Source organism: Thalassoglobus sp. JC818, assembly GCF_040717535.1.
Taxonomy (GTDB): domain Bacteria; phylum Planctomycetota; class Planctomycetia; order Planctomycetales; family Planctomycetaceae; genus Thalassoglobus.
In genome coordinates, this window is sequence record NZ_JBFEFI010000011.1 from 61333 (window position 1) to 74702 (window position 13370).

The following is a 13370-nucleotide window of genomic DNA, read 5'->3' on the forward strand; positions in this document are numbered from 1 at the left end:
ACGAACTCGCGTTAAAGACTGAGTGGCTCAAACAATTCATCCGCAGGTCGGGTGCTATCGGAGAATGAGTCCATTTCGATTCCGACCTTATTCAGCAATGACAGGTGCAAGTTGGCCATCGGGGTATGTTTTTCATATACGACATGCCGTCCTCCCTGCATGTTGCCAGCAGCACCACCAGCGACGATGATCGGCAGGTCGGTGTGATCGTGGGCATCAGGGTCGCCCATACCACTTCCGTAGAGATACAGAGAATGATCCAGCAGCGAGCCATTCCCTTCAGGACAGGCAGCCATTTTCTCTACGAACTCAGCAAACAGCGAGACATGGAACTGATTGATCTTCGAGAGCTTTTCCAGCTTCTCGGGATTCTTTCCATGGTGCGAAACTGGATGATGCGGGTCTGGAACACCGATCTCCGGATATGTACGTGTGCTGGCTTCCCGAGCCAACTGAAAAGAGACAACTCGCGTGATGTCTCCCTGGAGAGCCAAAAGCTGCAGGTCGAACATGAGTCGCGCATGTTCTGCATACTCGGCTGGAACTCCAACCGGACGATCGAGGTCGGGCAGCGGATTTTCGTTGACATTGCTCTCCGCTCGCTGAATTCGTTTTTCAACTTCGCGAATGCTTTCGAAATAGTCATCGAAGCGGTTTCGGTCATTCGCTCCCAACTGCAATTTGAATCGCCGCATCTCAGACGTCACTGCATCGAGAAGACTGGCCCGGCGTTGAAGTGCTTCGCGTCGATCAACAGTTGATCCCCCTTCTCCAAACAGGCTTTCGAAGACGAGTCGCGGATGCGCTTCAGCTGGGAGTGGAGAAGTGGGTGATGACCAGGAGAGATAATTCTGATAGACACACGCGTAGCCGTTATCGCACTGCCCTGCGTTGTCTAAGAGATCCATCGCGAGTTCGAGCGAGGGCAATTGAGTGTGTTGGCCCAAATGCTTCGCAGCAATCTGATCGACAGTCGTTCCGAGGAAGTAATCCGAGCTTTCCGTACGTCGCGCGGTCGCTGCGCTTAAAAACGCAGAGTTCGAAGTCGCATGCGAACCGGGATAAGCGTTTCGAAGTTCCAGCCCGCTCACGACGGCTGTCTGGTCGCGAACGTTTTGCAGCGGTTGCAGAGTAAACGGAAGATCGTCGAGTGTGTCTCCCGTCGGCGTCCAATCGACAGGGTTATACCCCATTGGAATGTAGACGTATCCAAGCCGACGCAGTTGGGTCGGAGATGCGGCTGTTTCTGCGAGGCTTGTGCTCGCAGGGATCATTGCGTCCAAAAGAGGAAGTGCGAACGCGGCACCTGCTCCTCGCAACAACGTTCGTCGCGAAATGGATTTTCGAGTGTTGATCATTCTGCGGTCCTCATCTGAAATGGCTGGCTCAACACGATTCCTTTGATGATCGACGAAAACTGATACTCATGATCAGCTGCCCTGCGGACGATCTTGCGAATCTCGGGCGCATCGCGAAACTCAATACCGCGTCCCAGTGCAAACGTCAGCAGTTTTTCCGTCAGCGTGCTCACGAAAATTTCCGGATGCTCGACAAGGTGGTTCTCGAGATCCTCGATTCCGGAGATCGGCTGCCCATCGGGGAAGAGTCCTGAAGTGTCAATTTCTTCGCTCTGATCGAATTCTCGCCAACGGCCCACAGCATCGAAATGCTCGAGTGCGAAACCGATCGGATCAATCAAGTCGTGACAGCTAGCACACGCGGGGTTCGCTCTGTGTTCTGCCAATCGTTCGCGTACTGTGACGGCGGCGTCTTTGGTTTCTTCTTTGAGCGATGGAATGTTCGGAGGCGGCGGAGGTGGAGGAGTTCCCATCAGGTTTTCAAGTATCCAACTTCCCCGGATCGTGGGAGAAGTTCGCGTGGCGTATGAGGTCACTGCCAGCACGCTGCCTTGCCGCAGTAGTCCCCCGCGTCGGCTTTGCTCATCGACTTTGACCGGTCGAAAATGACTGCCGAAGACATGCGGTATTCCGTAATGCTGGGCGAGACGTTCGTTCAGAAACGTCGTGTCCGTTTGAATTAGATCGAGAACATTTCTGTCCTCGCGGAGTACACGCTGAAAATGCAGCTCGGTTTCGCGTCGAAGAGCTTTCCTCAAGTTGTCGTCGAAGTTTGGAAACAGACGCCGGTCGGGACGAAAGGAATCGAGGTTGCGAAGATACAGCCACTGTGCAGCGAAGTTGTCAACAAGTGAGTCAGAACGGCTGTCCGCCAGCATCCGGTCGACCTGAGCGTTCAACACAGTCGGATCAGAGAGCTGACCTTCTGATGCGAGCGTGAGAAGTTCATCGTCGGGGAGGCTGCTCCAGAGAAAGAACGACAGCTGCGAAGCAAGTTCGAGATCGGAGACCGGATAGATTTCTCCGCTCCCAACACCTTCAGGCACAGCAATTGAGCGAAAGAGGAAATGGGGATTCACTAGAATTGTTGCAATTGCCGACTCGATCCCCGCTTCGAAACCATCGGCCAAGTTGCGTTCATCAAAGAAGCGCATGGGGATTTCGAGATCACTTTCCGTCACTGGACGGCGATACGCCAACCGCATCAATCGCGACAGAATGTTCTTCGCACAGGCTTCTTCGTCTTCGGGACCGTTCGGAAGTACGGTGAAGATTTGCCGTCGACTGGCTGTATCTCCCGGTCCCTCAGCAGCGAATGGCCCCACAATTGAGACTTCATAGATCGCAGGAGTCTGCCGCGGATGACGGTGCCGATTGAAGCTGGCCTCAAATGGTTGCCGGTTGATTTCCGAGATCGAGGAAAACTTACGCGGAAATGTGACACCAATGTCGTGAGCCCCAGCGTTGACGTGAAAGCGCTTCTTCAAATGGGCATCGACGAGAGCATCAGTTCGAGGACCATCGCCTGACGGTCTTGGCGGCTGAATTGTGAATTGATGCACGAGTTGCCGATCAAGCAAAACATCGAGCTGGTGTTCTTCGCGAAGACCTTCGACACGCTCATCGCGATCTCGCATGAGTTTCAGCTGAATCTCATACTCTCCGGACTGTGGAAAGTGATAGTTGATCAACGTTCCACCACGCGTCCCGAGGGGAAGACCGTCGACGTGAGCTTCCTGAGTGCGGTCGGCTGGAAGCCTGACGGTCAATCCATCTGGCCCCCGCATCGGACCACCGACCGCGAGTCGACTGATGCGTTCCGCGGCGGTGATGTATCGGCTGAGCAGTACCGGGGAAAGCTCGCTGACAGTGACGTTGTCGAAACCGTGACCAGACTGGTCAGCGGGCAAGAGTTCTCTCGCATCGATCTCAACCTTCAGCAGGTCTCGAATGGCGTTCTGGTATTCCGTGCGATTGAGGCGGCGTATCGGATCTGTTCGCCCGGGAAACGGAAAAGCTTCGGCAGTCTCATCCAGAATGGATTCCAGGGCTCCGAGGGACGATTCAATCTCCACATCGTCTGGTCGGACGCTGCCTGCGGGAGGCATCTGCCGGGTCGCCAGCTTTTTGACCACTTTCTCCCACGCTGTGGAATCCCAGTCAGCCGACTTCTGATAGTGCCCGCTGAATTCTTCGAGATTCAAACCTGCGGTCTTCTCGGTCGAATTATGACAATCGATGCAGTGGGAGTTGAGAAAACCCTGAATCTGCTCGAGTCGCTCGTCGGCTCGAAGAGTCGCCGCAGGAGAGAAACACATCCACTGGATGAAACAGAATGAGAAAAGGAACGACCAACGTCGATGAGGCGGATCGTGTAAATTGTTGCGAAGCGCACTCATTCCGATACTCGAAATCCTGTATGCCTGAAAACTTGAGATTCGTCCTTCGCTGGCCTTCAGACATCATATTCTCCAGCTGTTCGAAGCGGAAGAGATTCATCGCCATCTTTTGATGTGTTGCCAGTTTTGTTGACGCTTCCTCGAATCATCCCTCCATTCGGAATTTCGGCGGGTAAATCAACTCCCGACAGATCTAGAGACCACGGACTGAGATTTCACTTCTTCGCATAAAAATCGCGATTCGCGACATTGACGGGCCTCAACCTCAAAGCTTGATTCGTTCGCACATGGGCCTCGCTTAAGGACTTTCGATTCAAGAATTCGCCCGCCAATCCGATTCGACACTGCCTAACAAAGTGAAAAAATCGTTAGTGTCGATCAATACCATCCACTCGCAAGCAGGATATAATTGGGGTCAGTCGATTTCATTTCACCAGCAATCCCAGCTTATTCAGACATGGTGGCCTTGCCTGTTGATGAGACGCTCCTGCTCATGTCAACGCATGTTCACTGAGTCAGGGATTCGTTGTGAGTTCGCGTTTCCCATTTTGCTCATCGTCTTTCCAGGCGCTCCGAAGTGCACGAGTTTGCGTTTCCGATTTCCTCGCAGCCTACCGATTCCACATGCGGGCCCACGTGTCTGCATTCTGTTTACGACTACTTCGACGATCAGATCTCGCTGGAAACGGTGATTTCTGAAACCGGCCGCCTCGAAGAAGGGGGGACCCTCGCTGTCTTCCTGGCTTGCCACGCTTTGAAGCGGGGGTATCAGGCCAAAATCTATACGTACAACCTTCAGGTTTTCGACCCGACATGGTTTCTGAACGATCAGATTGACCTGTCCGAAAAGCTTCAATCGCAGCTGAAAGTGAAGACCTCCCCCAAGCTGAGAGCAGCATCACAGGCATACATCGAATTCCTGCGGCTGGGGGGAAGCCTGCGGATGGAAGTGCTGAACATCAATCTGATTCGCAGGTATCTCAAACGACGGATTCCAATTCTAACCGGCTTGAGCGCCACGTTTTTGTTTGGCGAATCCCGCGAGCGGTCTCTGGAAGTCCCGGATGGAAAAACTTCTGTCGTCGCGGACGACATTGGCGGTTATCCTGCCGGTCACTTTGTCGTTTTGTGCGGTTACGATAAAACCCGGCAAACCGTCCTCGTGGCTGATCCACTGGACCCGAATCCGTTCGCCAAGGATCATCAGTACGCTGTCGACATCGATCGAGTTTTTTCCGCCATCATGTTGGGAGTCGTTACCTACGACGCCAACTTGCTGGTAATTCAACCTTCAGATACGAAATGCGAGACCATGGATGCCCACGCTGATCGTCAGTGACTCCCCTAAACAGATCGAACTCGACCTCCCCAATGTCGAGAGTGTGGACGCGTGGGCTTATCTCACCAATCCTGAGTTTGCAGAACGACGAAACGTCAAACTGTTCAACCTTTGCGAGTCTCTGAAATATCAAAGCACGGGATATTACGTCTCACTGCTGGCAGAAGCCCGGGGACATAAACCTGTTCCCGGAGTGATCGCCCTGCAGGATCTGAAGTCGCCGTCGATGATTCGATACGTCGGAGACGAACTTAACGACCTGATCCAACAGTCACTCGCTCCGCTTCAATCAGATCAGTTTGAACTGAGCGTTTACTTCGGCGCGAACCTCGCCAAGCGGTACGATCGACTGGCGAGACATCTGTTCAACATGTTTCAGGTTCCTCTGTTGCGGTTTCGCTTTGTCAAAAACAAGACATGGCAAATCCGACGGGTCAGAGCACTAGGGACAGGAGAAATTCCTGAATCACATCGCGATTTCGTCGCTGCCGCAGCTGCCAAGCACTTTTCACGATCGTCCGCAATTCAGAAGAAGCGTAAGCGACTCCGATACGACATCGCCATTCTTCACGATCCCGACGAAGGAGAGAATTCTCCATCCGACGATGCAGCATTGAAAAAATTCGTCAAAGCGGCTGAGTCCGTCGGTTTAGCCGCAGAACTGATTACGCGCGATCAGTCGGCCTCGCTTTTGGAATACGACGGTTTGTTTATCCGGCAAACCACAGCCGTAAACCATTTCACCTATCGACTTGCGAGAAAAGCTGCGAGCGAAGGGCTGGTGGTCATCGATGACCCCGTCTCGATTGCGCGTTGTACGAACAAAGTGTTTCTGGCGGAGTTGCTCACTCGTCATAAAATCCCGACACCGGACACGCTCGTCGTTCACCGCGACAATGTGCACGAAATTGCGTCTCGACTCGACTTTCCCTGTGTCCTCAAAAAACCGGACAGCTCCTTTTCACAAGGTGTCGTCAAGGTCACCAACCAACAGGAACTCGACCAGCGTCTGGAAGAGTTCTTGGCCGAGTCGGAAATGATCGTCGCCCAAAAATTCATGCCGACCACTTTTGACTGGCGCGTCGGGATTCTCGATCAACGCCCCATTTTTGCGTGTCAGTACTTTATGGCGCCCGGACACTGGCAAATCATTCGTCAGGAATCGGATGGCCGAGGACGCTACGGGAAGTCGAAAACCGTTCCGGTCGAACTCGCTCCGCGAAAAGCCATTCAAATGGCACTCAAAGCTGCGAATCTAATCGGCGACGGCCTCTACGGAGTCGACGTCAAAGAGTCGGACGGTCAGTTCATCCTGATCGAAGTGAATGACAACCCGAACATCAATTCAGGATACGAAGACGAAGTCCTTCGTGACGATCTCTATCGCCGCATTATGGAATCGTTCCTACGCCGGATTGAACAGGCGAAGTCTAAAACGAATTAGTATTTAATACTATTAAACCACTTCAAAGCTCCTCTCAACTTCATCACTCAAGGATGAAATGATCGCTCAATGACGACCTCTTCGCCACTTCATCTGTTCGAAGCATTCGGAGTCGAACTGGAATACATGATCGTCGATGCAGACACGCTCGACATTCTTCCGATCTCCGACAGACTCCTCAAAGGAGAAGATGACCTGCCAGTTTCGGAAGTCGAACACGGCGACATGGCATGGTCGAATGAGCTGACTCATCATGTCATTGAGATCAAGACCAACGGCCCGCATCCGACACTCGCTCCGCTGGCAGCGAGATTTCAGGATCAGGTGCAGCAGATCAACTCGCAACTTCAACCTCACAACGCATTGCTGCTTCCGACAGCCATGCACCCGTGGATGAATCCAGAACGCGAGTTATATTTGTGGCCATACGATTACAGCCCGGTTTACACGGCATTCCATCGCGTCTTTAATTGCCATGGACACGGCTGGGCAAACTTACAAAGCATGCACCTCAACTTCCCATTCGCGGACGATGAGGAATTCGGAAAACTGCACGCAGCGATTCGCTTAATCCTGCCGATTCTCCCTGCAATCGCAGCCAGTTCTCCATACTGCGATGGCCAGAAGACGGGATTCATTGACTCTCGCCTCAACGCTTATGTGAGAAACTCGCGAAAGATCCCGTCGGTGACAGGTGATGCGATCCCGGAACAGGCGTTCACACGAGATGAATATCACCGGCAGATTTTTGAGCCGATGTATGAAGAGATTCGACCATTCGATCCCGATGGACTTCTGCAACACGAGTTCCTTAATGCTCGCGGCGCGATCGCAAGATTCGACAGAAATGCGATCGAAATCCGTCTGATCGATGTCCAGGAGACTCCGCTGTGCGATATCGCCATCGCCTCACTGGTTACTGAAACCCTGCAGCGACTGGTTGAAGAACGCTGGTCGAGCACAGAACAGCAGCAAGCAATGGAAGTCGCTCCGTTGAGGGCTATTTTAGATCAGACAATCCAGGACGGCGAACTCTCAGTCGTTTCAGATCAGAAGTATCTTCGTTTGTTCGGAATCGAAGATCCGCAAATCACCGGGCGTGAGATGTGGCAGAAGCTGTTCGAAGGCAGCCGCGAACAGATCGTAGCGACTCACTCGGAAGCGATTCCTTGCATCGAACTCATTCTCATCCAGGGACCACTTGCCCGTCGAATGCAGAATGCGATTGGCGAAACTCCGTCCGCTGAAGAACTGCGTGCTCTGTATCGATCACTCGCGGAATGCCTGGCACAGGGACGAGCCTTCGATGGACTCTAAGTCTCAATCCTCATCTCAGACGACTTCGCTGATCGTCTCCTGTGAGCATGGGGGAAACGAACTTCCCGAAGAATTTGCTGCCTACTTTTCCGACGCCGAGGAAACCCTCGCAACACATCGAGGTCTCGACCTGGGAGCACTTGCAGTTGCTGAACAGCTGGCGAAAGCTCTCAATGCGCCCCTGCACTTTTCAACAACTTCTCGCTTACTCATCGACCTGAACCGCAGCCCAAACCACCCCGACCTGTTTTCACAATGGTCTCGGGCACTTTCTGACTCCCAACGGACAGAGTTAATCGCCGGCGATTACACGAGCTATCGTTCGAAGGTTGAAAGCTCGATCCGCGAAATCACTGCATCGAGCCGAGTCATCCATCTGTCGATCCATTCCTTCACTCCCATCTGGAATTCCGTTCCTCGATCGACAGACATTGGATTGCTCTTTGATCCAAGCCGACAATTTGAGACTGATGTTTGCACAATATGGAAGCAGCATCTGATCAATGAATTCCCGGACATGACGGTCGATGACAATCAACCGTACCTGGGAACTGATGATGGACTAACGACGTATTTGCGGACGCAGTTCTCTGATTCGAAGTACGCGGGAATCGAACTCGAAGTCAATCAAAAACTGCTCAGTCAGCACAATGAGGCATCAACGTTTCGTCACCGACTGGTCAAAGCCACGTCGCCCCTGCTAGCAATTCGCTGAAGCGATTCATCGTTACAATCACATTGAAATCCAACGGAAGAAAGCTCAGCCGAAGTTCTAAGAGAATTTGAACTACGACTGAGCTTATAGTTCTAAGTCTAAGCGGACCATCGACGATTCTTATTTGTTGGACATTTCTTCGAACGTCTGATTTCCGATGCGATACTTCTTCCAGTCGCGGTAGTCAAAGTGCCACCATTCGTATTCGTAAACGGTGAAGCCCTCTCGCTCCATTGCTCTCCGCAAGTGATCGCGGTACCAGCGCTCGCGTGACGTTCCTCCGGGATACTCCGGATAGGATCGAGAAGAAAACTCATCGTAGCCTGCCACCATCGGGACTTCAGTGTTAGAAGTCAGATCATACAGCGTGAGGTCGACAGCGCAGCCGCGATTGTGCCGGGATCCATTTTGTGGATTCGCGACGAAGTCCTTGAGTTTGGCGGGAGTCGCTTCCCAGAACATTTTCGTGACATACCACGGGCGATAAGCATCGAAAATCTGCAAGCCGAGACCTTCATCTTTCAACCGCTTCTGGACACGCACCAGAGCTTCAGCAGCCGGCCGCTGGAGAAACGCTCGCGGCTGCTTGTAGAAAACCGCTCCCATGAAGTTGTTGTCCGTTGCATAACGAATGTCGAGTTGAATGCTGTCATCGAGATTGACGAGTTCGGCAAGATCCGACTTACGGAAGTCTCCAGACTCTGCAGGCGGACTGGCCTGAAGTGCTTCGACTCGTATTTCTTCGACCGGTCGAACAGGAGTGATGCGGAATGTCTCTCCCTTTTCAGTACCAACCTCGCGCCGATCAAAGACCACTCCGCCCGAAACAACAGCTGTCACTTTTCCGTCTGAATCGCGAAGGAATTCAACTCCTTCACCACCTGACATTGCATGTTCGTTGTACTTGAATTGATCGGGGCCGAGTTCTGTCAGCGGGTAATCGAACAGGTATTCCACCAGCGCATGAAGTTGTCCGTTGACTTCGCGAATATAGACCGGGCTGTGCTCCTCTCCATACTCACCGATTAAGTCTCTCCACTTATCGGGCACGCCTTCCGGGCAGGTGTCTGGAACTCGACGGAATTTTTTGTCACCGATCGTCAACTCATCGTGACTCTGAAAGTCGACTGGCAAACCAAACCCGAAGACATCGTCGACGACCAGATTCCCATCGTTCGCTGAAGCACGCACGATGAAATGAACAGGGCCGTAGCTGACAGTTACTTTTCCGGCGATCTCATTAATCCGTGACCAACTCCCTCCGTCGACTTCCTGATAGAGACCGATGATGTCTTGAATTCTCTCAGCCGGAACCGGGACAGTCGTTTGATATTCAGGAAGTGAGTCTCCTGACTCCGTTGCTAGCGCCAGTTGAAGAGCGTAGTCCGCGAGCCGATCGACGACGCCGTTAGTATTATCAAGAGAACATGAAGCAACCGCTCCGAGTTCTTTATCGGGGAGAGCAGACAACTGAGTTGAAAACCCGTAAACCGCCCCAGCATGCCCGACCTTCTTAGTGCCGTCGAGTTGGCTGATATCGAATCCGATGCCGAACTGCTGTGGTTTCCCGGACTCATCCAATTGTTCAGCCATCATTTCCTCCAGCAATTTCTGGCTGATGATGCGTTTCCCTTTAAAAACTCCGTCATTAAGAATGCACTGAACAAACTTGGACAAATCAACCATGCTGGCCCGGAGCCCACCGGCTGGATCAATCCCGAGACTAAAGACCGGTGCTGGGAATTGACCTCTTTCAAACGTTTGCAAACGTCCTTGCGCAACATTGGGTTTCATTGAGTCAGTAACACTAAAACCACTCTGCTTCATTTCGAGAGGATTTATTAACTCCTCATGAATACACTCGGAATATGACTTCCCAAGAGCTTCCTGTAAGGCAAGGCCAACGACGGTGATTCCCGCGTTGGAGTATTTCGTCTTTGTTTCTGGAGGATAGACAAGCTTGGTGTCGTTCAAACTAGCAACAGTTTCTTCAAGTGTTGGCTCAGAAGCATCGTAGTAACTTCCAACTGGTGGCTCTCTGACAATTCCAGAACGATGCGACATCAACATTCGCAGCGTGATCGGCTTGTCGGTTGGATTCTCCGGTTGGAAAGACGGAAGAATATCCGTCACAGGAGCATCGATATCGAGCTTGCCTTCGTCGGCAAGCTTCATAATCGCCAAGTCGGTGAACAGTTTGGAAACCGAACCAAGGCGGAAAATCGTCGCTGGATCACAGGGAGTTTCGCCTTCCAGGTCTTTATGACCAAAACCCGAACTCCAAAGAACACCGTCACGATTGACGAGAGCGATTGAAATCGCGGGAAGATTCTTCTGCTCCATTTCGTAGGAAATGGCGGCTTCCAGTTTTTGGATCGCAGCGTCGTTGAAACTTACTGCAGCTGATGCTTCAGCTTTCGCAACGTCTTTGTCTTGCGCAAACAGTCGAGGAGCATGACTTAGAAGCAAATCACTGCCGGCCACCAACAACAACGTCAGTAGAGCAACTCTCATATTCCAGCAAGTCTTCGTACGACACACGTTTTTGCTCCAATAGTCCAAACGATTTAGCACTTCAATATTCCTTAAATAGTCGAGCCCAGCTGATTTTCACAAACCGAAATCAATCGCCGTTAAGAAGCTGATAGCTGCGGTTTCGACTTCAGGCCCCCACCGCTCCCGTTGCCATCAACAAGATTGACGACTCCTTGTGAAACGGAAACGCCGACTGCCGGGTCACTTTCAATTAGACAGGAGCCATCGAGGTCGGCATAGTCCAAGAGTGGGAGCAATTGGGCTGCTCCGCTAATCCCGATTGAGCTTTCGATCATACACCCAACCATAGTCTTCAAGCCGATTTCTCTCGCACTCTTTAGCATGCTGAGCGCCGGGGTCAGTCCACCACATTTGCAGATCTTGACGTTGATGCCATGGAACCGCCCCTCGCATCGACGTACATCTTCTTCGACCTGACAACTCTCATCGGCGATCACTGGCAGTGCAGAATTCTCAAAGACAAACTCTTGATCGGTCACCGACGCATCGGCTGGCAAGGGTTGCTCGATGTACTCGACCCCCAAATCTTTGAGGAGCATCGAATTGTCGACGGTTTCCTGAGGGCCCCATCCGCAGTTGGCATCGACCCGAAACACCGCGTCAGTCTCTTGCCGTAAGGCTTTCATGATCTCCAGATCACGGTCTGTTCCCAACTTGATCTTATAGATTCCCCACCCCTGCTGTTGATTCAGCTTCTCGATCATCTTGGGAATAGAATCAATACCGATAGTGTAACTCGACACGGGAACGTTCTCCCACGTCAGCCCCCAACGTTTCCAAGTCGGCAACTGCTTCGTCCGAGCAAAGTAGTCATGGGCAGCCATGTCGAAGGCGGACAAAGCAAAAAGATCGCCATCAAGTCTTTCGCGAAACTGTTGCCAAAGGTCTTCGGGAGGTTGGCTGATATACTCTTCAAGCAGTGGCTCGATTTTCGAAAGCGATTCTTCCATGGATGCAATCGTGTGACCGTAATAGGGATTCTCGGTCACTTCGCCAAAACCAGAGATGCCGTCGTGCTCAAGCTGCACGACGAGGCTCTTCTGATGTGTAATCGAGCCACGCGCGATTGTGAATGGTTCTCGAAGCTTAAGCGTCAGATGATGCTTCGTCAGTTTCATGAGCTCTTTGCCCCCTTACGCAAGTTGAGACACGCTTCCACCAGCTTGTCCGGCCCTTCTCGATAAACATCACAAGCTGGCAGCCCGGTCTCATCGCTAATTCGACTGATTTCAGCTTCTGCTTCTTCTTCGTTCAGTGTCCGTGTATTCACTCCAATTCCAATGACTTTGCACGGATGACGTAGATTGGCAATCGCTTCCGCAACAAGCATTTGCTGAAGGATTGGTACCAACGGGACTGAATCGAGACCTTTCACTTCCTCACGGCCAGCTTCATAGCAGAAAATGAGACCATCAGGGGCGCATCCGTGAAGCAGGCCGACGGTCACGCCAGAGAACGCAGGATGGGCGACACTTCCCTGCCCCTCAACGAGCAGAATGTCGTGTTCCTGACTCTCAAGAACAAGATTCTCAGCAGCTCCGTTGATGAAGTCTGCAACTACGCAGTCGATCGGCACACCAGCTCCGGAGACCATAATGCCGGTTTGCCCTGTGGCGAGAAACTTCGCGTCGTGCCCGAGTTCTTTGAGGGCTCGCTCTAACTCAATCATCGTCACCATTTTGCCAACGCTGCAATCGTGGCCGACAGCATGAATCCGCAGACTTCCGGAACGAAACTTCGCCCCCGTTGCTGTGCTACGAAAGCTGTTCTTACGGACGTCGATCAGTCTTCCGCCATGATCCGCCAACAACTCGACGAATTCATCGTTGTCGGTGAGAAAGTCATGCAGCCCGGAAACAACATCGAGTTTCCTTCGAATCGCACTCCGAACAATTGGTTGCCATTCTTCTGGCAGCTTTCCGCCTGGTGGAGCAATGCCAACATACAGTGCGTCTGCATTGGGAACCTCGGAGAGTTCGTTGACAACGGGAATCTCACCTCCGACACCAAAGAGCTCGTCAGCGGTTTGAGCTGTTGCCGTTCGATCGATCACAGCTGCGATATCGGCTGTTCGATAACGTAACATGCTGATGGCGGTTTTCGCGAGAAATGGAGTCGAGTATCCATCTGTAAGGAGTGCAATGCGATGATGGGAAAGAAACTCACTCGTCGGTTGAGGCATCGTCGTCCCAGTTAGTCTAATTAATCGTTTCGAGTCTATATTCGGTTTACTTAATACAAG

9 protein-coding genes are annotated in these 13370 nt (G+C 52.1%); 4 read left to right on the forward strand and 5 right to left on the reverse strand.

Translation table 11 applies throughout. The features are described 5' to 3' along the window. Positions 1 to 11: 11 nt before the first annotated feature. Positions 12 to 1358 (reverse strand): DUF1552 domain-containing protein, encoded by a 1347-nt coding sequence (locus tag AB1L42_RS21305; protein WP_367061200.1) that lies wholly within the window; start codon positions 1356 to 1358, stop codon positions 12 to 14. Then, on the reverse strand, positions 1355 to 3757 hold the full coding sequence (locus AB1L42_RS21310; RefSeq protein ID WP_367061203.1) for a DUF1592 domain-containing protein: 2403 nt from the start codon (positions 3755 to 3757) through the stop codon (positions 1355 to 1357). Before AB1L42_RS21310 ends, AB1L42_RS21305 begins: the two co-directional genes overlap by 4 nt. A gap of 577 nt (positions 3758 to 4334) precedes the next feature. Between AB1L42_RS21310 and AB1L42_RS21315 the strand changes: the two genes are divergently transcribed. The 4 genes from AB1L42_RS21315 (at position 4335) to AB1L42_RS21330 (ending at position 8572) form a co-directional block, all read left to right on the forward strand. Next, complete coding sequence (locus tag AB1L42_RS21315) at positions 4335 to 5096, forward strand: hypothetical protein (protein ID WP_367061206.1); 762 nt, start codon at positions 4335 to 4337, stop codon at positions 5094 to 5096. After that, positions 5074 to 6540 (forward strand): RimK family protein, encoded by a 1467-nt coding sequence (locus AB1L42_RS21320; RefSeq protein ID WP_367061209.1) that lies wholly within the window; start codon positions 5074 to 5076, stop codon positions 6538 to 6540. The genes AB1L42_RS21315 and AB1L42_RS21320 overlap by 23 nt, the downstream gene beginning before the upstream one ends. A gap of 69 nt (positions 6541 to 6609) precedes the next feature. Next, positions 6610 to 7857, forward strand: coding sequence for a glutamate-cysteine ligase family protein (locus AB1L42_RS21325; RefSeq protein ID WP_367061212.1), 1248 nt, complete (start codon positions 6610 to 6612; stop codon positions 7855 to 7857). Continuing rightward, positions 7847 to 8572 (forward strand): N-formylglutamate amidohydrolase, encoded by a 726-nt coding sequence (locus AB1L42_RS21330; RefSeq protein WP_367061216.1) that lies wholly within the window; start codon positions 7847 to 7849, stop codon positions 8570 to 8572. Before AB1L42_RS21325 ends, AB1L42_RS21330 begins: the two co-directional genes overlap by 11 nt. A 120-nt stretch (positions 8573 to 8692) precedes the next feature. Here the strand turns inward: AB1L42_RS21330 and AB1L42_RS21335 are convergent, their stop codons facing one another. The 3 genes from AB1L42_RS21335 to AB1L42_RS21345 all read right to left on the reverse strand — a co-directional run bounded on the left by AB1L42_RS21335 (position 8693) and on the right by AB1L42_RS21345 (position 13310). Continuing rightward, positions 8693 to 11086, reverse strand: coding sequence for a serine hydrolase (locus AB1L42_RS21335; RefSeq protein WP_367061219.1), 2394 nt, complete (start codon positions 11084 to 11086; stop codon positions 8693 to 8695). A gap of 119 nt (positions 11087 to 11205) precedes the next feature. Continuing rightward, positions 11206 to 12246 (reverse strand): dipeptide epimerase, encoded by a 1041-nt coding sequence (locus AB1L42_RS21340; RefSeq protein WP_367061222.1) that lies wholly within the window; start codon positions 12244 to 12246, stop codon positions 11206 to 11208. Continuing rightward, positions 12243 to 13310 carry a DUF1611 domain-containing protein gene (locus AB1L42_RS21345; protein WP_367061225.1) on the reverse strand — a complete coding sequence of 356 codons (1068 nt, stop codon included), beginning with the start codon at positions 13308 to 13310 and terminating at the stop codon, positions 12243 to 12245. The genes AB1L42_RS21340 and AB1L42_RS21345 overlap by 4 nt, the downstream gene beginning before the upstream one ends. Positions 13311 to 13370: the final 60 nt, after the last annotated feature.

Coding starts and splice junctions, on each gene's coding strand:
- AB1L42_RS21305 (WP_367061200.1), bottom strand. CDS start 1,358: ATGATCAACACTCGAAAATCCATTTCGCGACGAACGTTGTTGCGAGGA.
- AB1L42_RS21310 (WP_367061203.1), bottom strand. CDS start 3,757: ATGAGTGCGCTTCGCAACAATTTACACGATCCGCCTCATCGACGTTGG.
- AB1L42_RS21320 (WP_367061209.1), top strand. CDS start 5,074: ATGCCCACGCTGATCGTCAGTGACTCCCCTAAACAGATCGAACTCGAC.
- AB1L42_RS21325 (WP_367061212.1), top strand. CDS start 6,610: ATGACGACCTCTTCGCCACTTCATCTGTTCGAAGCATTCGGAGTCGAA.
- AB1L42_RS21330 (WP_367061216.1), top strand. CDS start 7,847: ATGGACTCTAAGTCTCAATCCTCATCTCAGACGACTTCGCTGATCGTC.
- AB1L42_RS21335 (WP_367061219.1), bottom strand. CDS start 11,086: ATGAGAGTTGCTCTACTGACGTTGTTGTTGGTGGCCGGCAGTGATTTG.
- AB1L42_RS21340 (WP_367061222.1), bottom strand. CDS start 12,246: ATGAAACTGACGAAGCATCATCTGACGCTTAAGCTTCGAGAACCATTC.
- AB1L42_RS21345 (WP_367061225.1), bottom strand. CDS start 13,310: ATGCCTCAACCGACGAGTGAGTTTCTTTCCCATCATCGCATTGCACTC.